The organism is Streptomyces sp. NPDC051576 (genome assembly GCF_040681835.1).
Taxonomy (GTDB): Bacteria; Actinomycetota; Actinomycetes; order Streptomycetales; family Streptomycetaceae; genus Streptomyces.
In genome coordinates this window covers 41913-65810 of sequence record NZ_JBFAZO010000007.1, presented here as the reverse complement: position 1 = coordinate 65810, position 23898 = coordinate 41913, and the positions used below count along the sequence as shown (strand labels likewise).

Below are 23898 nucleotides of genomic sequence, written 5' to 3'. Positions count from 1 at the left end.
TCAGGGCTCGCGCTCGACCAGCTCCCTCGGCCGTTTGTGTGCGGTCAGGGTGTGCAGTTCGGCCTGGTCGAGTGGCTCGTGCACCTCTACGTACTCGCCGTGCGGCAGGCGTTTGATCACGCCGGTCTCGCGGCCGTGCAACACCAGGTCCGTGTCGCGGAGTTGGAGGCCGAGGCAGATGCGGCGGGTGATCACGAAGGCGAGTGCGGGGACGGCGAACACGGCCACCCGCACCGCCCACGTCACCGTGTTGATGGACAGGTGGAGGCGGGTCGCCACGATGTCGTTGCCGCCGCCGGCCAGGAGGACGAGGTAGAGGCTGATCCAGGCCACGCCGATGCCTGTGCGGGTGGGGCGGTTGCGGGGGCGGTCCAGGAGGTGGTGTTCGTGTTTGTCGCCCGTCCGCCAGGACTCCAGGAACGGGTACACGCCGATGAAGACCAGCAGGAGGGGAAAGACGACGATCGGGATCAGCACCCCCAGCACCAACGTGTGGCCCCACAGCGTGACTTCCCAGCCCGGCATGACACGGACCAGGCCCTCCGCGAAGCCCAGGTACCAGTCGGGCTGGGCGCCCGTGGAGACCTGGTCGGCGCGGTAGGGGCCGTAGGACCAGACGGGGTTGATCGACGCCACCGCCGCGACGAGGGTGAGGGTGCCGAAGACCAGGAAGAAGAAGCCGCCCGCCTTCGCGAGGTAGACCGGCATGAACGGGGCGCCCACCACGTTGCGTTCGGTACGGCCGGGGCCCGCGAACTGGGTGTGCTTGTGGTAGACGACCAGGAGGACGTGGACGACCACGAGGGCCGCCATGATGCCGGGGATGAGTAGTACGTGGAGCGAGTAGAAGCGGGACACGATGTCGTGGCCGGGGTACTCGCCGCCGAACAGGAACATCGACAGATACGTTCCGACGATCGGGACCGAGAGCAGGGCGCCGTCGACGAAGCGCATCCCCGTGCCCGACAGCAGGTCGTCCGGCAGTGAGTAGCCGAAGAGGCCCTCGAACAGGCCGAGGAACAACAGGGTCCAGCCGAACAGCCAGTTGATCTCGCGCGGCTTGCGGAACGAGCCCGTGAAGAAGTGCCGCATCATGTGCGTCAGCATCGCGGCGATGAACACCAGCGCCGCCCAGTGGTGCAACTGCCGGATCAACAGCCCACCACGCACGTCGAAGCTGAGGTGCAGCGTCGAGGCGTACGCGTCGGACATCCGGATGCCGTTCAGGGGGACGTAACTCCCGTGGTACGTCACCTCGTTCATCGACGGATGGAAGAACAGGGTGAGATACACGCCGGTGAGGATCAGCACCACGAAGCTGTACAGGCAGATCTCGCCGAGCAGGAACGACCAGTGGTCCGGGAACACCTTGCGCAGGTACTGCTTGCCGAGGGAGTAGATGCCGAGCCGGCCGTCGAACCAGTCGGCGACGCGCTCGCCCCGCGAGACTTCGGGAGTGGCGGTCATGCCTCTTCCTCCTCGTCCTCGTCCTTGTGCACGTGCGTGAGCTTCTCGGGGTTGGTCACGATGTACACCCCGGACACCTGGTCGCCCTCGGGCGTGAGGTCCATGACCATCACCGCGTACGGCGAGTCGCCCTCGAACAGCACCGCCGCGTCGTCGCCGTTGACCCGCCGGAACCGCAGCTCCAGGTCCTGCGGACGGTGCCTGGCCGCAAAGGAGTTGATGAGGCGGACGGCCTTGTCCCGGCCGTGCACCGGGCGCAGTCCGGCCGGCCTGCGCTTGCCGCCGCTGTCCGTCCACACCGTGACGTCCGGCGCGAGGATCTCCATCAGCGAGGCGATGTCCCCGCCGACGGCGGCCCGCACGAACCGCTCGGTCGCCTCCCGCCGTACCCGCGGATGCGCCTCGTACAGCGGCCGCCGCGCGTGCACATGGGCCCGCGCCCGGTGCGCGAGCTGTCGTACGGCGGCCGGGGTGCGGTCGATGACGTCCGCGATCTCGGTGTGGGCGTACCCGAAGACCTCGTTGAGGACGAAGACCGCCCGCTCCAGCGGGCTCAGCGACTCCAGGACGACCAGCATGGCCAGTGACACGGACTCGGCGCGCAGGGCCGGGTCCTCGGTGTCGTCGGCCTGGTCGACCAGCGGTTCCGGCAGCCACGGGCCGACGTAGGTCTCGCGGCGGCGGTTGACCGTCGCGCGGCGCTGGAGCGCGTGGTTGACGGCGATGCGGACGAGATAGGCGCGCGGGTTGGCGACGCTGTCGAGCGGGGCGCGCCGGGCGCGGGCCGTCCAGGACAGCCAGGTCTCCTGGAGGACGTCGTCGGTGTCGGCGACGCTGCCCAGCATGTTGTAGATGAGGCCGAACAACAGCTCCCGATGGTCCATGAAGACATCGGTCGCCTCTTCGGTGACAGCGATCTCGGACATAGGTGCGCCTCCCCAGTGGCGTGCTCACTACTGCGAGGGGCGGCGGGGGCCGGAATGTGACAGCCGACGGGCGGAATGTGACGTACGTCTCGGCGAATGGGCGCGGTGTCACACCGGCCGGTCGCACCGCCCTCTTGAACGCGAGTCCTACGCAAGGAGACCGACATCGTGTTCAAGAAGTGGCACGGCAACCCCTGGGCGATCCTCGTCACGCTCTCGCTCGGGTTCTTCATGACCCTCCTCGACCTGACGATCGTGAACATCGCGATCCCACAGCTCGGAGCAGACCTCGACGCGTCCCTCGACGAGATCCTGTGGATCGTCAACGCCTACACCCTGGCGCTGGCCGTTCTGCTGATCACCGGCGGACGCCTCGGCGACCTGCGCGGCAAACGCAATCTGTTCGCCGCCGGAGTCACCCTCTTCACCCTGGCCAGCCTCGCCTGCGGCCTCGCGCAGGACCCGGCGCAGCTCATCGGGTTCCGCGCGGTGCAGGGGCTGGGCGCGGCGCTGCTGATGCCGCAGACCCTGTCGATCATCGCCGAGGTGTTCCCGGCCGACCGGCGCGGCGTGGCGATGGGCATCTGGGGCGCCGTGGCGGGGGTGTCCGGCGCACTCGGTCCGATCCTCGGCGGGGTGCTGATCACCCATCTGTCCTGGCGCTGGATCTTCTTCGTCAACCTGCCGATCGGCGCCCTGGTGCTCGTGCTGACCATGGCGATCATCCCGGGCACCCGACGCACGGTGCGGCGCCGCTTCGACACCCTCGGGGTCACCCTCGCCTCAACTGCCCTGTTCTGCCTGGCCTTCGGACTGACGGAGGGGCAGCGGTACGACTGGAACGCCGGGATCTGGACCCTGTTCGGGACGGCCGCCGCTCTCTTCGCCGCCTTCCTGCTGCACGAGCGCGGCCAGCAGGACGGCGAACCCCTGGTCCCCTTCTCGCTCTTCCGGGACCGCAACTTCAGTCTGATCAACTTCGTCGGCGTCACCGTGTCGTTCGGCGTGGTCGGGATGTTCCTGACGCTGACGATCTACCTCCAGTCCGTGCTCGGCTTCAGCGCCCAGAAGGCGGGTCTGGTCCTGCTGCCCGTGGCGCTCGGCTCGTTCGTCATGGCCGGGCCCGCCGGAGCCCTCGCGGACAAGGTCGGCGGCAAGTTCATCCTGATGGGCGGACTGCTCGCCTGGGCGGGCGGACTGGTCTGGGTCGTCGGCGTCGCGGACGTCGGCACGCACTGGCCGGCCATCGCCCTCCCGCTGTTCCTCACGGGTCTGGGCGTCGGCTGCACCTTCGCCCCCATGGCCACCGAGGTCATGCGCAACGTCCCGCCCCGGCTCGCCGGTGCCGCCTCCGGGGTCACCAACGCGCTCCGCCAGGTCGGTTCGGTGCTCGCGGGCGCGGTCATCGGCGCGGTGCTGCAGGCCCGGCTCGCCACCTCCCTCACCGACCAGGCGCAGGCCCGGGCCGGTCAACTCCCCGCCGCCTACCGGCAGTCGTTCGTCTCCGGCTTCGCCAAGTCGGAGTCCGACATCGGTGCCGGGCAGCAGGGCGGCCCGCCGTCCGGTGTCCCGCACGACATCGCCGAGCGGATGCGCGCCCTCGCCGGCCAGGTCTTCGGCCACGGCTTCGTCGACGCCATGGGGCCCGCCGTGTACGTCTCCGCCGCCGTACTGCTGACCGGCGCGCTCGCCTGTCTCGCCGTACGACGACACCAAGGGCCGTCCGCCAACCCGCACGCGCTGCCCATGTCCGAGCCCGAACTGGAGGAAGCCGCACGATGACCATCGACTTCACGCCCATGTACGCCTCACACGACGCCTTCCGGCGCGACCTGGAACGGCTCGCCGCGGCGGTCGCCGAGAACCGGGCGCACACCGCTCCCGTCCACGCCGGGTGGGAGAACTTCAAGCACCAACTGCACATCCACCACACCGCCGAGGACAGCGACCTGTGGCCACGCGTCCGTACGCGCATCGCGGGGCGTTCGCGAGACCTCGGGATGCTCGACGACATGGAGGCGGAGCACGCCCGTATCGACCCGCTGTTGGCCGCGGTGGACGCCGCGCTCGCCGATCGGGCGTCCGAACTCCCCGATCTCGTACGGGCGTTGCGGGCCACCCTCGACGATCACCTCAAGCACGAGGAGGACAGCGCGCTGCCCCTGATGGGGGAGGTGCTGACCGACGCGGACTGGGCGGCCTTCACCGGGCGGCTGCGGGAGACCCAAGGGCTGCGCGGGGCCGCGGTGTTCGTGCCGTGGCTCGTCGACGGGGTACCGACGGCGGACCGGGACCGGTTCCTGGGGGCGTTCCCGCCGCCGGTGCGGGTGCTCAACCGGCTGTTCTGGGAGGGGAGTTACCGGCGCCGGGGGCTGTGGGCCGTCCGCTAGGCGGCGTCGTGGAACACCAGCCCCAACGCGTGTCGTCGGCCGGAGCGTACGGTGCTCACCCCGTGCCGCATCGCCCCGGCCGACCAGCCGCGCTTCGTCCGTACCGGTCGGTCCCGGGTGGTGAACACCAGCCCGTGGCCCTGCCGTAGCGGGGTCGCGGTGCCCCGGGACTGGGCCCGGGGCCGCTGCTCGACCATCAGGAACTCGCCGCCCGTGTAGTCGGTGCCGTACTCGTCCAGGCCGATCACCACCTGGAGCGGGAAGACCAGCTCGCCGAACACATCGCGGTGCAGCGCGTTCCAGTCGCCCTGGCCGTAGCGCAGCAGGATCTGCGCCGAGCGGTCCTGCCCGGCGCGGTGGCAGCGCTCCAGCCACTCCTCCAGCGAGTCCGGCCAGGGGGCCTGGCGGTCGAGCCGGGCCGCCCAGTCCCGGGCGATCGGCAGCAGGCGCGGGTAGAGCGCGGCGCGCAGGGCGGCGACCGGTGCGGGCAGGTCGTGCGTGAAGTAGCGGTACTCGCCGGAGCCGAACCGGTGCCGGGCCATGTCGACCGTGGTGCGGAACAGCTCCGGCTTCTCGTACAGCGCGGCCAGCTCGCGGCACTGGGCCGGTGTCAGCAACCGCTCGGTCGGCGCGCTGCCGTACAGGTCCAACTCTGCTGCCACAGCAGACCAGTTGGTGCGATCCATGACTACTCCCTCCTTGCCCCGGACGGCCATCAGCCGAGCATCGGCTGCAACGCGCCCTCGTGCGTCAGCAGCCGCACCTTGCGCTCGACCCCGCCGGCGTACCCGCGCATCGAGCCGTCCGCGCCGATCACCCGATGGCACGGACGCACCAGCAGCAGCGGGTTGGCCCCGATCGCCGCGCCCACCGCCCGGACCTCGCCGCGCGGCACCCCGAGCCGCCCGGCGAGCACGCCGTACGTCGTCGTGGTGCCGTACGGGATCTCGTCCAGCGCCTGCCACACCCGCTGCTGGAACTCCGTTCCCTCGGCGGCGAGCGGGAGTTGGAAGCGGGTGAGGTGTCCGGCGAAGTACGCGGACAGTTGGCGGGCGGCCTCGGCGAAGGCCGGGTCGTCGTGTCGCGGGCCGGCACCGAGGGCAGGGTGGTCCGGCATGGACAGGGAGGTGAGTGTGGTGCCGTGCGCCGAGGTCTCGCCGGTCAGGAGCAGCTCGCCCAGTGGACTGTCGATGACTGTCTGGATGGTGGTCATGCGGTCGAGTCTGCTCCGGAAAGGCGGCCGGGTCCGGCGGGATTCGGACATGGTGTTGGAACCCTCTTGGTACCGAGGGGAATGCCTCTTGACCTGGCAGTATTTACGGGTGAGTACCCGAGCGGTACCGTGTTCGCATGCCAGCTCTCAACGTGGAGTTCAGCGAGCGCGAGCTAGAGGACCTGCGGCAGATCGCCAAGGAGCGCGGTACGTCGATGAAGGCGCTCGTGCGGGAGGCGGCGGCGGCCGACATCGCTCGGCACCGGGCGCTTCAGGAGGGCGCGGAGGCCTTCCGCCGGTTCTTCGCGACACACGCCGACGAATTTGCCGCCGCGTTTCCCGACGACGAACCGTCGGCCAAGGGCGAGGGGCGGGTCGCCTGACGTATGCCCGCCGCCATCCATATCGACGTGCCCTGGCTGCTCCAGCGCCATGAGGAAGTCCTCCCGGACCAGCCCACCATCAACGACTTCTCCGCGTTAGTGGCAGCCGTCGCCCGGCATCGGGTCGATCCGCCCCGCCTCGGCGTCGACTCCGACCCGGCCTGGCGGGCCACCGCCCTGCTGCACACCCTCGCCCTGCTCAAGCCCCTGCCCTCGGCCAACGCCCGGTTCGCCTGTGCCACCGCGGTCGCCTACATGTTCGTCAGCGGCGTCGGCATCGATCCGCCCTACGGCGCCCTCGTCGACCTCACCCGCGACCTGATCTCCGGCAAGACGGATGTGTACGGCGCGGCCGACCGGCTGCGGTCCTGGCAGATCTGACGGCCTGACGGTCTTTCGGGGAGACCTATCCCTCCTCGTCGAGGCGGGCGGCCTCCTCCCGCGTCCGGGGGCTCTGCTCGCGCGGGGTGTCGCCGGACGCGGCGAGGCTGCCCAGCAGACCCAGCAACTCCGCGCTGCGGCTGGCCGGTTCGGCGTGGAAGACGACCACGTTCAGCCCGTCCGTGCCCGGGATCTCGAACTTGTTCGACCGCAGCTCGAAGTCGCCGACCAGCGGGTGACGGAGGAGGCTGGTCCGGCCGAGCATCGGACGTACCTCGTGCCGGCTCCACAGCAGCCGGAAACGGTCACTGCGCACGGAGAGCTCACCCACCAGCTCGACCAGCCGCGGATCGTCCACGTCGGGTCCGATGTGGCCGCGCAGGGTCGCCACGCCCTCGGCGGTCAACTCCTCCCAGTCGCGCCGCAGTTCGCGCTCGGCCGGATCGAGGAACACCGCCCGCAGCAGGTTCACGCCCGGCCGGTAGTTCGGGGACAGCGCCCGGCACAGCGCGTTCGAGGCAAGGCAGTCCGTGAACCGGTTCTGCACATACGAGGGATGACCCGGCCAGGTGTCCAGCAGCTCACGGACGCTCGCCGGCACCGCCTCGGTCCGCCTGGCCCGCCTGCGCGACACGGCCGGCCGCTCCGGCTGCGCCAGGCTCAGCAGGTGGGTGGTCGCGGAGGCGTCCAGGCGCAGCACCCGGGCCAGCGCCTCCAGCACCTGCACCGACGGATTGCGGTCCCGGCCCTGCTCCAGGCGCAGGTAGTAGTCCGAGCTGATGCCGGCCAGCAGGGCGACCTCCTCCCGGCGCAGCCCGGGGACTCTGCGCAGGCCGCCGCCGCTCAGGCCCACGTCCTCGGGGCGGACCCGCTCACGGCGGGCCCGCAGATACTCGCCGAGCGCGTTCTTGCTGTCCACACCCACCACCGTAGATCCGAATCCGCGCAGGTGGGTGTCCCTGTCACTCCCAGGAACATCCGGGTACTGCCTGTCCGGCCGGGCCGGGCGCAGAGTCGCTGACAGGACCCCACACACCCATCGAAAGGCGCGCCCTCATGGCCGACACCGTTTCCGGCGGCACCCTCACCCTCGCCGACGACCTCACCATCACCCGCATGGGATACGGCGCCATGCAACTGGCCGGCCCCCACGCCTTCGGACCACCCAAGGACCGCGCCGAAGCCGTGGCCGTCCTGCGGGAGGCCGTCGAGCGGGGCATCACCCACATCGACACCAGCGACTTCTACGGCCCCGTCGTCGTCAACGAGATCATCAGGGAGGCCCTCCACCCCTACCCCACCGACCTGCACCTGGTGACCAAGGTCGGCGCCCGGCGTGGCCCCGACGGCAGTTGGATCATGTCCCGGCACCCGGAGGACCTCAAGGCACAGGTCTACGACAACCTGCGCAACCTCGGACTCGACGCGCTCGACGTGGTCAACCTCCGGGTCGGCGGGCTCGACCGCGCCGACGAGGAGTCGATCGGCGACAAGTTCGGCGCCCTGGCCGAGCTGCAGAAGGCGGGGCTGATCCGGCACCTCGGGCTCAGCACGGTCTCCGCCGACCAACTGGCCGAGGCCCAGGCCATCGCCCCGGTCGTCACCGTGCAGAACCTGTACAACCTGGCCAACCGGCAGGACGACGCCCTCGTCGAGCGGTGCGCGGCGGAGAACATCGCGTTCGCCGCCTACTTCCCGCTCGGCGGCTTCACCCCGCTCCAGTCGCAGGTGCTCTCCGACGTGGCCGCCCGCCTGGACGCCTCGCGCCAACAGGTCGCCCTGGCCTGGCTGTTGCAGCGCTCGGCCACCACCGTCCTCATCCCGGGCACCTCGTCCCGCGCCCATCTGCGCGACAACATCGCCGCCGCCGACCTGGTACTGCCGGCCGACGCGGTCGCCGAACTCGACACCATCGGATGAGATGAGGGCGGGGGTGGGCCGCCCCCGCCCTCGGGGCCGCCGACCGAGGGCGGGAGGAGCAAGGTCGGCGGCCGTTTGGCGCGGGAGAGCCGCCGTCCAGCGCGAGGCCTTCGAGAAAGGCCGGTTCCAGTGGAGCGCTCGGTGTCGTGCGCCGGGAGCGTGCGTGACGCACCGGCGTGTGCGTGTGGTTCACACGGGGCGCATGGAAAGCCGAAAGCCGGTGCTGGTGAACCGAGTTGTCACCGGGTCTGACTTTCTTTCAACGATGTGGATGTTACCCAAGTGCCTTGTTGGGTTCGGTGGGTTGTGCAAGGGTGAAACACCCGCGCGGGGGTAATGCCCGGGGCTCATTCGCCTGTTGATGAACCGAATCCGAGGAATCCACTCCGTGTCCATCCCTCACCCCCCTCGTCCCCCTTACCCTCCGCCGGACGGCGGGGCGCCCGAGGAATCCGACGAAACACTGGCCGCCCGGCTGCGCGGCCGGCCGGAGGGGGAGGCCGTCCATTCCGTCGCGCTGCTCATGGCCAGGCACTGGCGGCCGGTCCAGGATTACGCGGGCGTCTGTCTCGACACCACCGGCAGCGCCCCCGCGATGGCCACCGCGGCCGCCTTCCACCAGGTGTTCGACCGGCTGACGTTCGGCGAACACGGCGTGGCCCTGCGCCCCCGACTGCTGCTGACCGTGCGGGACACGGTCCGCGAGTGGTCCTCGGAAGAGCGAATAGCCGGTGTTCTCCCGGACCTGGAGAAACCCTCCGGGGGTCGCGCCATGCGGGCCGCGAAGTCCATGACAGCCGAAAATCGCAAGCTTGCCGAGCGGTCTTTCCAGACCCTTCAACCGCTCGCCCAGTGTCTGCTGTGGCACACCGAGGTCGAGGCGGAGCCGATAACCGTTCCGGCCGCACTGCTCGGGATGGACACCGACACCGCGTCGGCCGCACTCCGACAGGCACACGACAAATTCCGGGAGGGCTGTGTACGCGCCCACCGGGAACTCGCGCCGACCAAGGACTGCCGCTTCTACAACCGGCTCCTCGACGTCCCGATTCGACGCGGTGGCGTACTGCTGCCGGATGTCCAGCAGCATCTGGCCCAGTGCCGCTACTGCCGTTTCGCCGCCGAACAACTGAGTTATTTCGAAGGCGGGTTGGGCGTCCTGCTCGCGGAGGCGGTGCTCGGCTGGGGTGCCCGCCCCTACCTCGAATCGCGTCCCGGCCGCGCCCGGCCCGACGCGCGGACGAGGACCTCCTCCCGCCACGGTGCGCACGGCGGCGGCCCCGCAGGGCGGCATCGGCTGCTCTCCCGGCTCCCCGCACCGGGCCGCCGGATCGTGGACGCTGCCCGGTCGGCGCGCTCCACGCGGTCGTCACGGTCGCTCCTGGTCGGCGTCGGCCTGATCGGCGCCGGAGTCGTCGCGCTCGTGCTCGCCGTCAGTCTCTGGCCGGACCACGACGGCGCCGCCGACCCGGCCGCCTCCGGCAGCGCCAACGGCGGCTCCGGACACGTGTCCTCCTCCGCGCCCGGCACGGCGCGACTCCCCGCCGCACCCCAGCGGACGACGCTGCGCAACGCCGCCGCCGACCTGTGCCTCGACATCAAGGGCACCGTGAAGGCCGGCGCCGGGACCAGCCTGGCCGTGTGCTCGTCTGCCGAGACCCAGCAGTGGTCGTACGAGACCGACGGGCTGCTGCGCAGTGCGGCGAACCCCGCGCTCTGCCTGGACTCGCACGCGGACGCCGGTGTCGTCGTCCTCGGCACCTGCGCCGACGCGAAGGCCGAGCGTGGCAACGATGTCCGCTACGACCTCACCGTGCAGGGCGAGTTGCTGCCCCGCTGGGAGTCGGGGCTCGCCCTGACCTCGACCACGAAGGACCCGGGCGCCGACATCGTCCTGAAGGTCCGCGACGGTGCCGCCGCGCAGCGCTGGCTGACCGACTCGGTGTCGGCCAGCCCCGGTTCGCTGTCGATCTCCGGCACGGGAGGCCCGTCACAGCGCCCCGCGAAGATCTCCGACCGGCTCAGTTGACGACATCGCCCGGGGGCTTGCCGGTCAGGTAGTCGGTGGCGTTCTCTACGGCGGCCAGCGCGATCCGGACGACCGTCTCGCGGGTCACGCCGCCGACGTGCGGCGAGAGCACCACGTTCGGGGCCTTGAGCAGGCGCAGGGCCGGTGTCGGCGGTTCGGGGTCGAAGACGTCGAGGCCCGCGCCCGCGAGGGTGCCCGCTTCGAGGGCGTCGGCGAGCGCGTCCTGGTCGATCAGGGCACCCCGCGCGGTGTTGATCACGAACGCGGTCGGCCTGAGCAGCGCGAGCCGGTCCGCGTCCAGGAGATGCCGGGTCTCGTCCGTGAGAGGCGCGTGCAGGGTGACGTAGTCGGAGCGGCGCAGCAGTTCGTCGAGCGGGAGATGCCGGGCGCCGCCGAGCCGGGCCGCCGTCTCCTCGGGCACGGCGCGCCGGCCGGCGTAGACGACGGTCATGTCGAACGCGGCCGCGCGGCGGGCCACTTGCTGCCCGATGGAGCCAAGACCGACGATGCCGAGGGTCTTGCCGGACAGCTCGGTCAGGGAGCGCTGCAGCCGGGGCAGCGCCCAGTCGCCCGCCGCGAGCGCGGTGTGCGCGGGGACGACGCGCTTGGCCAGGGCGAGCATCAGGGCGAAGGTCTGCTCGGCCACGTTCTGCGCCTCGGCGCCGCTGGAACCGATGGTGCAGACAAGGATGCCCCGGGCGCGCGCGGCATCCACATCGACGTAGTCGAAGCCGTGGCTGGCGCACTGCACCAGCTTCAACTCCGGTGCGGCGGCGAGGTGTTCGGCGGTCACCGGGGAGAGCGCGGTGATGACGACGTGCGCCGCGCGCAGGGCCGCAGGGTCCTCGTCGACGGTTTCCACGACGGTGACGTCGACCCCGTCGGGCAGCAGTGTCGCGAGTCCGGCTCCTGCCGTGCGGCCGCCCATGTGGGGTGGGACGACGGCCAGGACGTTCTTCGTGGGGCTCATGCGGAATCCTCGTCGAGGTGGGGGAGGCGGGTACGGATCCGCACGCGTGTCAGGGGCGGGTGGCCGACTCGGCCAGGATGCGGGCAAGTTCACCGGGACGGGAGAACATCGGCCAGTGGCCCGTGTCCATCCGGACCAGCTCCCAGCGTCCGCTCGCGACCAGTTCGTCCACCGGGTCCATCAACTCGTCGCCGTCCAGCAGGCACTTGACGTAGGTGGCCGGCAGTTCGCCGAGCGGGCGGGTCAGGATCGCCGGTTCGGTGAGTGTGGCACCCGGGTGCGCGGTCCCGTCGGTCACGATGCGGGCGATCTGCTCGTCCGTGAGGTCCTGTCCCGTGTAGTCGGCCGGGTCCAGGGGCGGCCAGTCGCCGCCGTGCTCGTCGAGCGACTTCCTGATGTGGTCGCTCGGGAAGCCGTCCAGGAACGATGCCCCGTCCACCGGCACGTTGGCGTCGACGAACACCACCCGGGCCAGCCGGTCACCGATCCGCTCGGCCGCCTGACCGACGGGCACACCCGAGTAGCTGTGTCCGACCAGGACGACGTCCCGCAGATCGAGACGCTCGACCTCGTCGACGATGTCCTGGACATGGGTCCGCTGTCCGGCCGGCACCCCCTGCTTCTCCGCGAGCCCCGAGAGGGTCAGCGCATGCACCTCGTGCCCGGCCCCGCGCAGTTCGGACTCCACCTCGTCCCACGCCCACGCGCCGAGCCACGCCCCTGCCACCACAACGAATCGAGTCATGTCGCCCAACCTAACGGCCGGGTCTGACATCGGACCGCCCGTGCCGCACAGCACACGATGGGCGGGCGGGCCGGCCACTCCTACTCGCTGTCGCCCGGCGCGTCCTCAGGCTCGGCGTCCGGCCCCTGGGCGCGGACCCGCTGCACGTGTTCGAGGGAGTCGCGGAGTTCGGTGAGCCAGTCGTCGGTGTGGCGCTGGACGAGGCGGACGCACCAGGCCAGGGCGTCGCTGCGGCTGCGGGCCACGCCGGCGGCGATGAGGGTGTCGAGGACCTGGCGCTCGGGCTGGCGCAGCCGGGTCATGACGGGTGCGGAGATGTGGGTGAACAGGGAGCGTTCCCCGGCGCACTCCACACCCCACGAGACCTTCTTGCGGAACCGGTGCTCGGCCTCGCGGGCGACCGCGATCCGGTTCTCCCGGGTGCGTTCGCGGAACTCCTGGACCCGGCCCTGGACGGCCGCCTCCTTCTCGGCGTCCGACACGTCCTCGGCGAGCCGGGGCGCGGGAATGCGGCCGATCACGGTGACCTCCTCGCGGTCGACCGTGACCTCGACCAGCTCCTCGAACAGGTCGTCGGGCAGACGGCCGGTGAACCAGCCGCGAAGCTTCTCCTGCTGTTCTGTCGTAATCATGTAATGACGATTACTCGGTAGCAGCGCGAACGCAAGGGGCTGCGGCGGAGTGCGCCGAGAGCTGAAGCGGAATGTTTCGGGACTGTTTCAGGACGATTGGCGAGCACGGGTAATCCGGCCATCCGGCTCGATCCGGCGATCGACAAGCCCACGGTTCCGGGGCCCACGCGTTCGAATTCTGTGACTTCACGCCACTGATTCAACACGCAAGGTTACTGAAACCTGTGGGTCGGATGTGAGTTTCGGCGGTGGACTCGGCAGAGTGGCGCCCGCCGGTCCGGCACCGACCGAGCGGGACCGGCACCACGTCGGACCGACCACGAACCGATGGTTCGTGATCGGTCCGCATCGAGCGGAAGGATGCACACAATGCGGAACACCGCGCGCTGGGCAGCGACTCTGGGCCTGACGGCCACCGCCGTCTGCGGGCCCCTGACCGGGACCGCCCTCGCGGCCCACGGCACCGGCCCGTCCGCGCTCTACGCCCCCTCGGCCCTGGTGCTGACCATGGGCCACGGCGACGACGCCGCCCTCGCCACACCGGAACGCGCCGTGACCCTCACCTGCGCGCCGACCTCCTCGGGCACCCACCCGGCCGCCGCCGAGGCTTGCGCCGAACTGCGCGGTGTCCGGGGCGACTTCGACGCCCTGGCGGCCCGGGACGACGTGCTCTGCAACAAGCTCTACCGCCCCGTCGTCGTCACCGTCGACGGTGTGTGGCAGGGCAGACGCGTCTCCTACGAGCGCGTCTTCTCCAACGAGTGCGTGAAGGACTCCTTCGGATACGGAGGCGTCTTCACGTTCTGAGAGACCGGGGTCGCACAGTCTCCGTGAGCACCAGGGAGGGTCCGTAGCTGGGGAGTGCGTGCCCCTGTCACGGAGGACTGCGATCCCGCACCAGGGGTCGGCCGGGCGGTGTGGGGTCGCCCGCCGGCCCCTGGCATCATGTGCGCCGCCAGTCGGCGGAACCGGGAGGCGCCGGGAGGGTGCGGAGCGGCGGGAAACGGCCCAACAGGCCCGAGGCGCGCAGCAGGCGCTCGATGCGCGGCCCGTCGGAGACGATGCGCAGCCGGCCGCCGCGTTCCCTGGCCCGCCGCTCGGCCCGGCACAGGGCGCGCAGCCCCGAGCAGTCGAGGAACTCCACCGGCCGCAGATCGACCAGTACGTCGGGCTCGGCGACCGCGGTGGCCGCGTCCAGGTGCTCGACGACGAAACCGGCGGTCGCCATGTCGATCTCCCCGGAGACCTCGACCACGGTGAAGGGACCGCTCGACCGGGTCCGGGCACAGGAGTTGGCGGCGGGCCTGTCGCGTTCGTCCGCTTCGGCAGTCATGGCCGCTCCACCTCGGCATGGGGCGCTTCGGGTCTCGGTAGTTACCCCGCTGAGGTCCCGGGCATCCCTGAACTCGCCGCCCGCAAGATCTAGTTCACTCGACATGGTGAATTCCGGTCCGAAGGGTTGACTTTCTGTCAGTAGTTCAGGCGTGTGGTCGCCTGAAGTGAAGAGGGGCCGCCGTCTCCCTGCGGACGGCGGCCCCTCGGTCTGTGCGGCTCAGGCTTGGACGTGGTGGATCACATATGGACGACCGGGGCGGCGTCCGCGTCCTGCTGCGGGACCCCGCGGCGATAGAGCCCGAACGCGATCAGGGCGCCCGCGGCGAAGAGGCCGGCCGACCACCAGAACGCGGTCGTGTAGCTCTCGATCGTCGCCTGGGCCTGGACCAGCTTGCTGGTCGCGTCCTTCCCGGCCAGGTAGTCGGTCGCGGCGCTCGCGGCCAGCGTGTTCAGCAGGGCCGTGCCGACCGAACCGCCCACCTGCTGCATGGCGTTGACCGTCGCGGAGGCGACACCCGCGTCCTCGGCGGCCACACCGCCCGTCGCGAGCTGCATCGCGGGCGGCATCACCATGCCGAGGCCCGCACCGATCACGATCAACTGGGGCAGCACATGGCTGGCGTAGGAGGAGCCGACGCCGATGCCGGTCAGCCAGGCCATGCCGACCATGGCGATCGCGAAGCCCAGCGGAATGATGGTCTTCGGGCCCAGCCGCGGCACCAGGACGGTGGTGCCCACCTGCGCCATCACCATCAGCGCGCCGATCATCGGCAGGAACGCGACACCGGTCTTCGTGGGACTGAAGCCCAGGTTCAACTGGAGGTAGTAGGTCAGGAAGAGGAACACGCCGAACATGCCCGCACCGGTGATCAGCACGGTGATGAACGAGGCGGCCCGGTTGCGGTCGAGCAGGATGCGCAGCGGCAGCAGCGGGTGCGCGGCACGCGTCTGCCACCAGGCGAAGGCCGCGAGCAGCAGACCGCCCGCGATCAGGAAGCCCCAGGTCTGGGGTGAACTCCAGTCGTGCGTCTCGGCGTTGGAGAAGCCGTAGACGACGGAGAACAGACCGCCGGCCACCAGTACCGTGCCCGGCACGTCCAGCTTGGAGCCCGCCGCGTCGCGGTGGTTGGTGAGCAGGACCCAGCCGCCCGCGAAGGCGACGAAGGCGATGGCGACGTTGACGTAGAGCGTCCAGCGCCAGTCGAAGGCGTCGGTCAGCACACCGCCGAGCAGCAGACCCACCGCACCGCCGGCGCCGGCGATGGCGCCGTAGACACTGAAGGCCCGGGCGCGCTCGCGGGCGTCGGTGAAGGTCGTGTTGAGCAGGGAGAGCGCGGCCGGTGCGAGCAGCGCGCCCGCGACACCCTGGAGGGCGCGTGCGGTGACCAGCATCTCGAAGCTGGTGGCGGCACCGCCGACGGCGGAGGCGGCGGCGAATCCGACGACACCGACGAGGAAGGCGGTCTTACGGCCGAACAGGTCGGCGATCCGGCCGCCGAGCAGCAGCAGGGAGGCGAACGCCAGGGCGTACGCGGTGACGATCCACTGCCGGTTGCCGTCGGAGAAGCCGAGGTCCTTCTGGGCCGACGGCAGGGCGATGTTCACGATGGTGGCGTCGAGGACGACCATCAACTGCGCGACGGCGACGATCGCGAGGATCCACCACCGCTTCGAGGAGGCCGCGGACTGCGCCTCCCCGGCACCCGACCGGGTGTCTTCGGTCAGAGTCTTCTGGGACATCGGGAACCACTCCAGGGAAGTCGTTCGGGGTTTACCAAAACGTAAACGAAACGGTTTCGTACACATCGACACTAGAGCACTTTCAGCGAAACGGCAACGTTTCGCTGAGGAGGGGGGTCAGTCATGCGCAGTGGCGTGTTCGAGGTCGACGGGGACTCCGGACGCGGCTTCTTCGTCGAACTGGCCGCACTGTACGAGCGGGGCGGTGTACCCGCGGCAGGCTTCGGCATCGAGTGGTCCGGCTTCGCCGCCTTCCGGCCCGACGAGAACGCGCTCAAGTCGGCCCCGTTTCCCGTGGTGTTGGGCGCGGGAGTGGAGGATCGGGGCACGTACTACGCCCGGCCGTCGATCGAGATCGGCCGCCGGATCGGCGCGCCGTGGGTCGAATTCCCCGGTATTCGCATGGAGTTCCTGCGTGACCCGGCCCGATTCGTGGCGGCGGTCCGGGTGTTGGCGACCCAGATGGACAGCCGTGGCGGGGATGTTCCCCCACTCTGGGAGGGTGTCAGTCAGTGATGACCGAGCGGCTATCTGATCAACGCCGGCCGCAGCCCGGTCTCCCGACCGGGATCCGTGTGAATGCCTTGACCGGCATATAACCACAGAGGCATATTGGAGTCATGTCCGACGCCCCGCTCTGGACCGCCCTCGCCGATCCCCACCGGCGGGCCATCGTCGCCCTGCTCCTGGAGCGGCCCCGGCCCGTCGGTGAGATCGTGGAGGCCTGCGGTCTGAGCCAGCCCAGCACGTCGAAGCATCTGCGGGTCCTGCGGGACGCGGGCCTGGTCCGCGTACGGCAGGACGCGCAGCGCCGGGTCTACGCGCTCGACCCCGCGCCGATCGCCGCACTCGACGCCTGGCTCGCCCCCTACCGCGAGCTGTGGAACCACAGCCTGGACAGGCTGGGCCGACGCCTCGACGAGGCGTCGGAGGACACCCCGCACCCCACCCCGAAGGACTGATCCGCCATGTCCGTCGACCTCACCGGAACGTATCTGACCCTCGACGACGGCCGCCCCGCCGTCCGGTTCAGCCGCACCTACGACCAACCCGCGGACCGCGTCTGGCAGTTCGTGACCGATCCCGACGAACTCGCCGAGTGGTTCCCCTCGCGCGCCGAGTTCGAACTGCGCCCCGGCGGCACGGTCACCTTCAGCGGCGACCCCAACATGCCGGAGTCCACCGGCCGCGTCCTCGCCGTCGACGCGCCCCGGCACCTCTCGTTCGAATGGGGCGGCGACGAGCTGCACTTCGACCTGGAGGAGATCGAGGAGAAGCGCACCCGCTTCACCCTCACCAACGTCCTGAGCGCCGCGGACACCGCCTCCCGCAACGGCGCCGGCTGGGAGGTGTGCCTCACCGCCCTGGACGCGAAGGCCCGCGGCGAGCGGTTCGAGGGGCCGCACGCCGGTGCCGGCGCGCCCTGGAAGGAGTTCTACGACGGCTATCTCGCGGCCGGGATCCCCTCCGGCGCGCCGGTCCCCGGCCAGGACTGACCCCTCACGCCATCTGCCGCCGCACCAGCTCGTGCAGTCGGCCGCCCGTGTCCGCCAACAACTCGGCGGGCGGCCCCTGTTGGGCGACCTTGCCGTCCTCCATGACGACCACGCGGTCGGCGTCCAGGACGGTCGAGAGGCGGTGCGCGATGACGACCCGGGTGGCGTTGAGCGCCTTGGTGCTCTCGATCACCGTGCGCTGGGTCTCGTTGTCCAGTGCGCTGGTCGCCTCGTCGAAGAAGAGGATGCGCGGCCTGCGGATCAACGCCTGCGCGATCATGAGGCGTTGACGCTGGCCGCCCGAGACCGCGCCGCTGCCCGCGACGATGGTGTGCAGGCCCATCGGCATCCGCTTGATGTCCTCCGCGAGCCCCGCCATCTCGGCCGCCGCCATCGCCTCCTCCGGCGTGAACGGCTCGGTGCCGCAGATGACGTCCAGGATGGAACCGGTGAACGGCTGCGCGTGCTGGAGCACCACCCCGCACTGTCGCCGCACCGCCGACTGGTCGAGGGCGCCGAGGTCCTGGCCGTCGTAGAGGACGCTGCCGGAGACCGGTTTGTCGAAGCCGATGAGGAGGCGCAGCAGGGTCGACTTGCCGCAGCCGCTGGGGCCGACGATCGCCACGAACTCGCCCGCGCGCACCTCGAAGGACACGTCGTCCAGGACCAGGGGGCCGTCGTCGGCATAGCGGAAGGACACCCGGCGGGCCTCGATCGCGCCGGACAGCTGCCCGGGGCGGGTGCTCGCGGTGCGGACCTCGGGGGCCGCGTCGAGGACCGGCCTGATCTCCTCGAACAGCGGCAGCGCGGACACCGCGGAGACGAAGGCGCCGGTCAGGCTGGTGACGGAGGTCAGGACCATCGTCACCGAGGTGTTGAAGGTCAGGAAGGCGGCTGCCGACATCGAGCCGCGCGCCGGGCCCGCGAGGAGCATGAACATCAGCAGGGTGCAGACCGGCAGATACACCGCGCCCATCACCGTGGTGAGGTTCTTGATCCGGCCGACCTTCTGCTGGAGCTCACGGCTGCGCGCGAACTCGGAGGCCCAGGCCGCGTAGGCGTAGTTCTCGGCCGCCGCCACCCGCAGCTTCGGCAGCCCGCGCAGGGTCTGGAACGCCTGGTTGTTCAGCTTGTTGTTGAGGACGACCAGTCGGCGCTGCCAGCGCACCTGCCACAGGCCGAGACCGAGGAACACGGCCGCGATCACGATGAGCATGCCGATCGCCGCCAGCGCCATCGAGGAGCTGTACCAGAACAGCAGCCCGAGGTTCATCACGCCGACCGTCACCGACTGGGCGACGACGGGTCCGACTCCCGCCAGGAGACGGCGGATCGAGCTGATGCCCATCGCCGCGCTCGCCAGTTCGCCCGTCGAGCGCTCGGTGAAGAACTTGGTCGGCAGCCTCAACAGCCGGTCCCAGACGGCGGGTTGGAGGGTGGCCTCGATACGGCCCTCCAGGCGGAGGATGGTGAGGTTCTCCAGCAGCATGAAGGCCGCCGCGACCACGCTGGTGACCATCACGGCCAGACACACCTGGACGATCAGTCCCGTCTGGGCCTTCGGTACGAACTCGCCGAGCACCTTGCCCGTGGCGATCGGCACCAGGGCCCCGATCGCGACCGTGACCAGCCCGCTGATCAGCAGGTTCGACAGGTCGCCGCCGGTGCCCTGCATGCTGAACCGCAGCAGCCTGAGCGGACTGAGCCGCCGCTCGGGCAGCGGACGGTAGAACATCACCGCGCGCGGCTCGAACTCCTCCGCGTTCGCCTTCTCGATCGGCGTCTCGCGCCCGGTCGCCGGATGCACGGCGACATAGCCGCCGCGCCGCCACAGCAACGCGACCGGTGCCCCCGACAACGCCCGATGACCCACCAGCGGACCGACGTTGTCCCGCCACCAGCGCCCGTCGAGACGTACGGCCCGCACCCGGACCCGGGAGGCGAGGGCGATCCGCTCGACCGGATCGAGACGCTCGCTCTCGCTGCCGCTCTGCGCGGGCTCGGCGAGCGCGATGCCGGCCGCCTCGGCGACCACCTTGCAGGCCGCGTACGACGCGTCGGCGTCGGCGGCCGTGGTGCGCCGCGCCGAGGACTTGCCGATCGACGCCAGCAGCGTCCGGTCGGCCTGGACGCGCACCGCCTCACCGGCCTTGATTCCGGCGGCCGTTCGCGTCTCGTGGGTGCGCTCCACCTGCTCGATCCACTTGTCCAGCGTGGACAGCAGGCGGTACTGCTGGTCGACCATGCCCTGCCAGACACCCGGGTCCATCAGCAGATCGGTCGCCGCCTCCGCGCCGTACATCGACCCGTACTGCACGCTGCCCGGCGGCACCTGCATCCAGAACACGTCGTCGTCGGTGAGTGCGGCGGCCCGTTCGCCGGCCATCGGTGCCTGGAAGAGGATGGAGAGACCGCGACCGACACCGAGGGCGAGGGCGTATTCGAGGGGGCTCGAAGTCGGCGGCACGTACTGGGGGTTGCCGTACTCGTCGTACGACCAGGTCTGGGTGTTCGCGGGCTGGTACAGCTCGCGCAGGCCGATGCGGTGCACCACGCAGTCCCGCAACGGGCGGGCCACCAACGTGTGTTGGGGACCGGAGACCGGGCCGAGCAGCAGCGAGCCCGCCTCCAGACGCCCGAGGTGGTGCCAGTGGCCCTGCTGCACGGCGTCCACCGCGAACAGGTCCATGGCGCCCGACGCGACCAGCCACAGCACCTGCGGGCCTTCGAGGTCGAGGCGGTTGAGTCCGGCGCAGTCGATCGGCGTGCCCAGGGATCCCAGCGCGCCGAGGACCAGGTCGCCCTCGTGAACGGACGTCATCTCACCGCTCCTTGACCAGCGTGGCGTACGCGCCGCCGGCCGCCACCAGGGCGTCGTGCCGCCCGCGTTCCACGATCGTGCCGTGTTCCAGCACGACGATCTCGTCGCTGTCGCGCACGGTGCTGAGCCGGTGCGCGATCACCACACAGGCGCAGCCGCGCTTGCGCAGGTTGTCCATCACCACCTGCTCGGTCTCCGCGTCCAGGGCGCTGGTCACCTCGTCGAGGACGAGAATGCTGGGCCTGCGCACCAACGCCCTTGCGATTTCCAGGCGTTGACGCTGACCGCCGGAGAAGTTCCGGCCGTCCTGCTCGACCCGGCTGTGGATGCCGCCGGGCCGCCGCATCACCACGTCGTACAGGGCCGCGTCCCGCAGCGCGTCCGTCACGGCCTCGTCCGGGATGGACGGGTCCCACAGCGCCACGTTGTCGCGGACCGAGCCCTCGAAGAGGAACACATCCTGGTCGACGAAGGAGACGGAGGCCGCGAGCGCGCCGCGCGGGATGTCCTCCAGCCGGTGCTCGTCGATACGGATCACGCCCTCCCAGGGCGTGTAGAGACCCGAAATCAGCCTGGACACCGTCGACTTGCCGCTGCCGGAGCCGCCGACCAGTGCCACCTGCTGGCCCGGGCCGACCGTCAGTGAGAAGCCGGTGAGGAGAGGCTTGTCGAGGGGGCTGTAGCCGAAGGTGATGTTCTCCAGCTCCACGTGTCCTTGCAGCCGGCGCGTCGAATCGGCGCCGCCGGCCCGGGAGTAGAGGGGATCGGCCTGGAAGTTCTCGACGTCCTTGAGGCGGGCCACGTCGGCCGCGAAGTCCTGGACGCGGCCCGCGACGCCGTTGAGCCGGGTGATCGGCGCGGTGAAGCGGGTGACGAGCGCTTGGAAAGCCACCAACAGGCCGACGGAGATGTGCCCTTCGACCGCCCGCATTCCGCCGATCCACAGGATCAGCGCGCTGTTGAGCGAGGCCAGCGTCGGCGCGACCACACCCAGCCAGGCGCTCGGCACCCCGAGCCGCTGCTGTTCCTCCAGAGTGGTGGCGTGCTGTCCGGCCCACTTGCGGAAGTAGCCGTCCTCGCCGCCGGTCGCCTTCATCGTCTCGATCAACTGGAGCCCGGTGTAAGCGGTGTTGGTGAGCCGGGCGGAGTCGGCGCGCAGTTTCGCGGTACGGGTCGCGCGCAACCGGATGACGACCCGCATCGCCACCACGTTCAGCAGCGCCACCCCGATGCCCACATACGTGAGTTGGGGGTCGTAGGTGTAGAGGAGCAGCGCGTAGAGCACCACGACCACCGCGTCGACGCCTGCCGCCGAGAGGTCGCGGGCCAGGGTCTCCGCCACCGAGTCGTTCGACTGGAGGCGCTGCACCAGGTCGGCCGGGCTGCGCTGGGAGAAGAACGTCACCGGCAGCCGCAGCAGATGGCGCAGGAAACGGGCGCTGGAGAGGGTGGAGGAGATGATGCGGCCGTGCAGCAGGTTCGCCTGTTGCAGCCAGGTCAGCAGCAGCGTGAGGAGCACGCAGGTGCCCATCGACGCGAACAGGACGCCCAGCAGGGACGTCTGACCACCTATCAGGAACATGTCGATGTAGGTCCGGCTGAGCGCGGGCATCGCCGCGCCGACCAGGACCAGCAGCAGGCTCGCCAGGACGGCGGCCGGCATCGTGCCCGCGGTACCGCGCAGCCGCGCCGGCATCGCACCCAGGATGCCCGGCTTGCGCCCGCCCTTCTCGAAACCGTCGCCCGGCTCCATGACCAGGACGACTCCGGTGAAGCTGGAGTCGAAGTCCTCCATGGGCACGAACCGACGGCCCTTGCCGGGGTCGTTGATGTACACCCCGCGCCGGCCGAGGCGGCGGCCCATGCCGTCGTAGACGACGTAGTGGTTGAACTCCCAGAACAGGACCGCGGGGGAGCGCACCTCGGCGAGGGCGGCGGTGTCCATCTGCATGCCCTTGGCCGTGAGGCCGTAACTGCGGGCCGCCTTCAGGAGGTTGCTGGCGCGCGAGCCGTCGCGGGAGACACCGCATGCGATGCGCAGTTCCTCCAGCGGGACGTGGCGGCCGTAGAAGCCGAGGACCATCGCGAGGGAGGCGGCGCCGCACTCGACGGCCTCCATCTGGAGCACCGTGGGTGAACGGACCGTCTTCGCGCGGCCCTTGGGCACCGGGCGCTTCGGCGGGGTGGAGCGGCGTCGCGAACGGGTGTCCTGTGCGCGGCTCACGGCAGCAGCCAATCGAGGGGACGCTGATCGGCCAGCCGGATCGAGGCCGAGGCCATGGTCATGGAGGTGAGGGCGAAGGGCGGTCCGTCCTGGGACGACCACTTGTAACCGCTCTTCGTGCGCGCCGACTTGTCGAGCTTCACCAGCACGGCCACCGGTCTGCCCTTCTTGGTGAACTGCTCGCCCAACTGGCTGTCCCCGAGGAACGCGGAGATCTGCTGCGCCGATTCGGCGGACCGGTCCACGGCCTTCACCTGGCCGCGCAGCACGCCGTACGTCTGGGTCGGCACCGAGGAGACGGTCAGGTCGACGGCGGCGTTCGCGGGGATGGAGGCCGCGTTCTCGGCGGGGACGTACACCGTCGCGTAGAGCGGGTCGGCGGCGTGCGCGACCTTCTCCACGGCGGCGACGTTCGCGCCGGTCTGGATGATCTGGCCGATGGTGGCGGCGAGCGCGGTGATCCGGCCCGCGGCGACCGTGCGCACGACGGAGTCGCCGTCGGCCGTACGGACCTTCAGGACCGGGGAGTTGGCGGGCAGCCGTTCGCCCTCCTGGGCGAGGACCGCGGTCACCTGTCCGGCGACGGGGCTCTGCAGGATGTAACTGCCCTCCCCGTGCGTGAGGATGGCGGACGCCCCGACCGTGGACGCCACGGAGCCGGTGACCGCCCACACGGAGGCGGCGGCCACCACGACCACCGTCACGGAGAGCACGAGCCAGCCCTGGGGACGCGCGAAGCGCACCGGAAGATCGAGCTCTTCGGGCGACTGGAGCTTGGCGAGGGCCTGTTGGCGGAACTGCACGGGACTTCCCTCACCTGTGGGAGAGATCTTTTACGGCAACCCGAGAGTCCCGGAGCCGGGAAACGGCTCCGGGACTCGGTGGAACAAGGTGCGGTCAGAGACCGGCGACCAGGTTCGTGACCGGGGTCACGTTCAGGCCGGTGGCGCCCTGGACGGTGCCGATGACCGAGTCGACCAGGCCGGAGACCGGGACAACGCCGTCCACCAGGCCGGTGACGGTGCCGAGGGCGTTCACGGACAGACCGCCGGAGACGTTGTCGAGCTCGGCGTCGGAGATCTCGACGGTCTCAACCTGGGGGGTGGAGTTCATGGTGGAACTTCCCTTCATATGGATATTCACAAGGGGGGAGCGGCCCCCTCTGGGGACAGAGCGACGGCCGCGGCCGCAGGCGCCGGGCGCCGTTCACCGGAGCCGTGGTGGCT

General features: G+C 70.5%; 24 protein-coding genes. 10 read left to right on the top strand and 14 right to left on the bottom strand.

Annotated features, from left to right (window positions below; genetic code table 11):
- Complete coding sequence (locus AB0M63_RS23570; protein ID WP_366020751.1) at window positions 1-1467, bottom strand: cytochrome bc complex cytochrome b subunit; 1467 nt, start codon at window positions 1465-1467, stop codon at window positions 1-3.
- Window positions 1464-2393 (bottom strand): RNA polymerase sigma factor SigJ, encoded by a 930-nt coding sequence (gene sigJ / locus AB0M63_RS23565; protein WP_366020750.1) that lies wholly within the window; start codon window positions 2391-2393, stop codon window positions 1464-1466. The genes AB0M63_RS23570 and sigJ overlap by 4 nt, the downstream gene beginning before the upstream one ends.
- 168 nt (window positions 2394-2561) lie before the next feature.
- Between sigJ and AB0M63_RS23560 the strand changes: the two genes are divergently transcribed.
- Together AB0M63_RS23560 and AB0M63_RS23555 are read left to right on the top strand one after the other, a co-directional pair.
- Entirely contained in the window at window positions 2562-4175 is a 1614-nt protein-coding gene (locus tag AB0M63_RS23560; protein WP_355911192.1) for a DHA2 family efflux MFS transporter permease subunit, read from the top strand.
- Entirely contained in the window at window positions 4172-4783 is a 612-nt protein-coding gene (locus AB0M63_RS23555) for a hemerythrin domain-containing protein (protein WP_366020749.1), read from the top strand. The genes AB0M63_RS23560 and AB0M63_RS23555 overlap by 4 nt, the downstream gene beginning before the upstream one ends.
- Here AB0M63_RS23555 and AB0M63_RS23550 read toward each other — a convergent pair.
- Together AB0M63_RS23550 and AB0M63_RS23545 are read right to left on the bottom strand one after the other, a co-directional pair.
- Entirely contained in the window at window positions 4780-5469 is a 690-nt protein-coding gene (locus AB0M63_RS23550) for a 2OG-Fe(II) oxygenase (protein WP_366020748.1), read from the bottom strand. The genes AB0M63_RS23555 and AB0M63_RS23550 overlap by 4 nt on opposite strands.
- 29 nt (window positions 5470-5498) lie before the next feature.
- Window positions 5499-5996, bottom strand: a complete 498-nt coding sequence (locus AB0M63_RS23545; protein WP_366020747.1) for a methylated-DNA--[protein]-cysteine S-methyltransferase — start codon at window positions 5994-5996, stop codon at window positions 5499-5501.
- 137 nt (window positions 5997-6133) lie between these two features.
- Here AB0M63_RS23545 and AB0M63_RS23540 point away from each other — a divergent pair, with 137 nt between their 5' ends.
- The gene (locus AB0M63_RS23540; RefSeq protein WP_355911205.1) at window positions 6134-6379 is read left to right on the top strand and encodes a hypothetical protein; all 246 of its coding nucleotides are present in this window, start codon (window positions 6134-6136) and stop codon (window positions 6377-6379) included.
- Window positions 6380-6382: 3 nt separating this feature from the next.
- Window positions 6383-6760 carry a toxin Doc gene (locus tag AB0M63_RS23535; RefSeq protein ID WP_355911208.1) on the top strand — a complete coding sequence of 126 codons (378 nt, stop codon included), beginning with the start codon at window positions 6383-6385 and terminating at the stop codon, window positions 6758-6760.
- A 25-nt stretch (window positions 6761-6785) separates the two neighbouring features.
- Here AB0M63_RS23535 and AB0M63_RS23530 read toward each other — a convergent pair whose 3' ends face one another.
- Window positions 6786-7679 (bottom strand): helix-turn-helix transcriptional regulator, encoded by an 894-nt coding sequence (locus tag AB0M63_RS23530; protein WP_366020746.1) that lies wholly within the window; start codon window positions 7677-7679, stop codon window positions 6786-6788.
- A 137-nt stretch (window positions 7680-7816) separates the two neighbouring features.
- Between AB0M63_RS23530 and AB0M63_RS23525 the strand changes: the two genes are divergently transcribed.
- Both AB0M63_RS23525 and AB0M63_RS23520 read left to right on the top strand, forming a co-directional pair.
- Entirely contained in the window at window positions 7817-8680 is an 864-nt protein-coding gene (locus tag AB0M63_RS23525; protein ID WP_366020745.1) for an oxidoreductase, read from the top strand.
- Between the two features lie 388 nt (window positions 8681-9068).
- Window positions 9069-10709: an RICIN domain-containing protein gene (locus AB0M63_RS23520; RefSeq protein WP_366020744.1), complete on the top strand. Its 1641-nt coding sequence runs from the start codon at window positions 9069-9071 to the stop codon at window positions 10707-10709.
- Here AB0M63_RS23520 and AB0M63_RS23515 read toward each other — a convergent pair.
- From AB0M63_RS23515 to AB0M63_RS23505, 3 genes are all read right to left on the bottom strand, one after another.
- A complete protein-coding gene (locus AB0M63_RS23515) occupies window positions 10702-11679 on the bottom strand; it encodes a 2-hydroxyacid dehydrogenase (protein ID WP_366020743.1) in 978 nt (325 codons plus the stop codon). The genes AB0M63_RS23520 and AB0M63_RS23515 overlap by 8 nt on opposite strands.
- A 49-nt stretch (window positions 11680-11728) precedes the next feature.
- A complete protein-coding gene (locus tag AB0M63_RS23510; protein ID WP_366020742.1) occupies window positions 11729-12424 on the bottom strand; it encodes an alpha/beta fold hydrolase in 696 nt (231 codons plus the stop codon).
- Between the two features lie 80 nt (window positions 12425-12504).
- The gene (locus AB0M63_RS23505; protein ID WP_366020741.1) at window positions 12505-13056 is read right to left on the bottom strand and encodes a hypothetical protein; all 552 of its coding nucleotides are present in this window, start codon (window positions 13054-13056) and stop codon (window positions 12505-12507) included.
- Window positions 13057-13425: 369 nt separating this feature from the next.
- On the opposite strand from AB0M63_RS23505, the gene AB0M63_RS23500 reads away from it, so the two are divergent.
- On the top strand, window positions 13426-13863 hold the full coding sequence (locus tag AB0M63_RS23500; RefSeq protein WP_356060238.1) for a protease inhibitor: 438 nt from the start codon (window positions 13426-13428) through the stop codon (window positions 13861-13863).
- 136 nt (window positions 13864-13999) lie between these two features.
- On the opposite strand, the gene AB0M63_RS23495 is transcribed toward AB0M63_RS23500, so the two are convergent.
- Both AB0M63_RS23495 and AB0M63_RS23490 read right to left on the bottom strand, forming a co-directional pair.
- Window positions 14000-14389, bottom strand: a complete 390-nt coding sequence (locus AB0M63_RS23495; protein WP_366020740.1) for an STAS domain-containing protein — start codon at window positions 14387-14389, stop codon at window positions 14000-14002.
- 239 nt (window positions 14390-14628) lie between these two features.
- On the bottom strand, window positions 14629-16131 hold the full coding sequence (locus AB0M63_RS23490; RefSeq protein ID WP_355911234.1) for an MFS transporter: 1503 nt from the start codon (window positions 16129-16131) through the stop codon (window positions 14629-14631).
- Between the two features lie 123 nt (window positions 16132-16254).
- Between AB0M63_RS23490 and AB0M63_RS23485 the strand changes: the two genes are divergently transcribed.
- The 3 genes from AB0M63_RS23485 to AB0M63_RS23475 all read left to right on the top strand — a co-directional run bounded on the left by AB0M63_RS23485 (window position 16255) and on the right by AB0M63_RS23475 (window position 17627).
- Window positions 16255-16647, top strand: coding sequence for a hypothetical protein (locus tag AB0M63_RS23485; RefSeq protein WP_366020739.1), 393 nt, complete (start codon window positions 16255-16257; stop codon window positions 16645-16647).
- A 104-nt stretch (window positions 16648-16751) separates the two neighbouring features.
- Window positions 16752-17093, top strand: coding sequence for a metalloregulator ArsR/SmtB family transcription factor (locus tag AB0M63_RS23480; protein ID WP_366020738.1), 342 nt, complete (start codon window positions 16752-16754; stop codon window positions 17091-17093).
- A 6-nt stretch (window positions 17094-17099) separates the two neighbouring features.
- The gene (locus tag AB0M63_RS23475) at window positions 17100-17627 is read left to right on the top strand and encodes an SRPBCC family protein (protein WP_366020737.1); all 528 of its coding nucleotides are present in this window, start codon (window positions 17100-17102) and stop codon (window positions 17625-17627) included.
- A 4-nt stretch (window positions 17628-17631) separates the two neighbouring features.
- Here the strand turns inward: AB0M63_RS23475 and AB0M63_RS23470 are convergent, their stop codons facing one another.
- From AB0M63_RS23470 to AB0M63_RS23455, 4 genes are all read right to left on the bottom strand, one after another.
- Window positions 17632-20448 carry an NHLP bacteriocin export ABC transporter permease/ATPase subunit gene (locus tag AB0M63_RS23470; protein WP_366020736.1) on the bottom strand — a complete coding sequence of 939 codons (2817 nt, stop codon included), beginning with the start codon at window positions 20446-20448 and terminating at the stop codon, window positions 17632-17634.
- Between the two features lies 1 nt (window position 20449).
- Window positions 20450-22672 carry an NHLP family bacteriocin export ABC transporter peptidase/permease/ATPase subunit gene (locus AB0M63_RS23465; RefSeq protein ID WP_366020735.1) on the bottom strand — a complete coding sequence of 741 codons (2223 nt, stop codon included), beginning with the start codon at window positions 22670-22672 and terminating at the stop codon, window positions 20450-20452.
- On the bottom strand, window positions 22669-23475 hold the full coding sequence (locus AB0M63_RS23460; protein WP_355911252.1) for an HlyD family efflux transporter periplasmic adaptor subunit: 807 nt from the start codon (window positions 23473-23475) through the stop codon (window positions 22669-22671). The genes AB0M63_RS23465 and AB0M63_RS23460 overlap by 4 nt, the downstream gene beginning before the upstream one ends.
- Before the next feature lie 94 nt (window positions 23476-23569).
- Window positions 23570-23785, bottom strand: a complete 216-nt coding sequence (locus AB0M63_RS23455; protein WP_355911255.1) for a type A2 lantipeptide — start codon at window positions 23783-23785, stop codon at window positions 23570-23572.
- Window positions 23786-23898: the final 113 nt, after the last annotated feature.

What these genes read in the sequence shown, in the direction of transcription:
- AB0M63_RS23570 (WP_366020751.1), bottom strand. Translation starts at nt 1,467, where the DNA reads ATGACCGCCACTCCCGAAGTCTCGCGGGGCGAGCGCGTCGCCGACTGG.
- sigJ (WP_366020750.1), bottom strand. Translation starts at nt 2,393, where the DNA reads ATGTCCGAGATCGCTGTCACCGAAGAGGCGACCGATGTCTTCATGGAC.
- AB0M63_RS23555 (WP_366020749.1), top strand. Translation starts at nt 4,172, where the DNA reads ATGACCATCGACTTCACGCCCATGTACGCCTCACACGACGCCTTCCGG.
- AB0M63_RS23550 (WP_366020748.1), bottom strand. Translation starts at nt 5,469, where the DNA reads ATGGATCGCACCAACTGGTCTGCTGTGGCAGCAGAGTTGGACCTGTAC.
- AB0M63_RS23545 (WP_366020747.1), bottom strand. Translation starts at nt 5,996, where the DNA reads ATGACCACCATCCAGACAGTCATCGACAGTCCACTGGGCGAGCTGCTC.
- AB0M63_RS23540 (WP_355911205.1), top strand. Translation starts at nt 6,134, where the DNA reads ATGCCAGCTCTCAACGTGGAGTTCAGCGAGCGCGAGCTAGAGGACCTG.
- AB0M63_RS23535 (WP_355911208.1), top strand. Translation starts at nt 6,383, where the DNA reads ATGCCCGCCGCCATCCATATCGACGTGCCCTGGCTGCTCCAGCGCCAT.
- AB0M63_RS23525 (WP_366020745.1), top strand. Translation starts at nt 7,817, where the DNA reads ATGGCCGACACCGTTTCCGGCGGCACCCTCACCCTCGCCGACGACCTC.
- AB0M63_RS23515 (WP_366020743.1), bottom strand. Translation starts at nt 11,679, where the DNA reads ATGAGCCCCACGAAGAACGTCCTGGCCGTCGTCCCACCCCACATGGGC.
- AB0M63_RS23510 (WP_366020742.1), bottom strand. Translation starts at nt 12,424, where the DNA reads ATGACTCGATTCGTTGTGGTGGCAGGGGCGTGGCTCGGCGCGTGGGCG.
- AB0M63_RS23505 (WP_366020741.1), bottom strand. Translation starts at nt 13,056, where the DNA reads ATGATTACGACAGAACAGCAGGAGAAGCTTCGCGGCTGGTTCACCGGC.
- AB0M63_RS23500 (WP_356060238.1), top strand. Translation starts at nt 13,426, where the DNA reads ATGCGGAACACCGCGCGCTGGGCAGCGACTCTGGGCCTGACGGCCACC.
- AB0M63_RS23495 (WP_366020740.1), bottom strand. Translation starts at nt 14,389, where the DNA reads ATGACTGCCGAAGCGGACGAACGCGACAGGCCCGCCGCCAACTCCTGT.
- AB0M63_RS23490 (WP_355911234.1), bottom strand. Translation starts at nt 16,131, where the DNA reads ATGTCCCAGAAGACTCTGACCGAAGACACCCGGTCGGGTGCCGGGGAG.
- AB0M63_RS23485 (WP_366020739.1), top strand. Translation starts at nt 16,255, where the DNA reads ATGCGCAGTGGCGTGTTCGAGGTCGACGGGGACTCCGGACGCGGCTTC.
- AB0M63_RS23480 (WP_366020738.1), top strand. Translation starts at nt 16,752, where the DNA reads ATGTCCGACGCCCCGCTCTGGACCGCCCTCGCCGATCCCCACCGGCGG.
- AB0M63_RS23475 (WP_366020737.1), top strand. Translation starts at nt 17,100, where the DNA reads ATGTCCGTCGACCTCACCGGAACGTATCTGACCCTCGACGACGGCCGC.
- AB0M63_RS23470 (WP_366020736.1), bottom strand. Translation starts at nt 20,448, where the DNA reads ATGACGTCCGTTCACGAGGGCGACCTGGTCCTCGGCGCGCTGGGATCC.
- AB0M63_RS23455 (WP_355911255.1), bottom strand. Translation starts at nt 23,785, where the DNA reads ATGAACTCCACCCCCCAGGTTGAGACCGTCGAGATCTCCGACGCCGAG.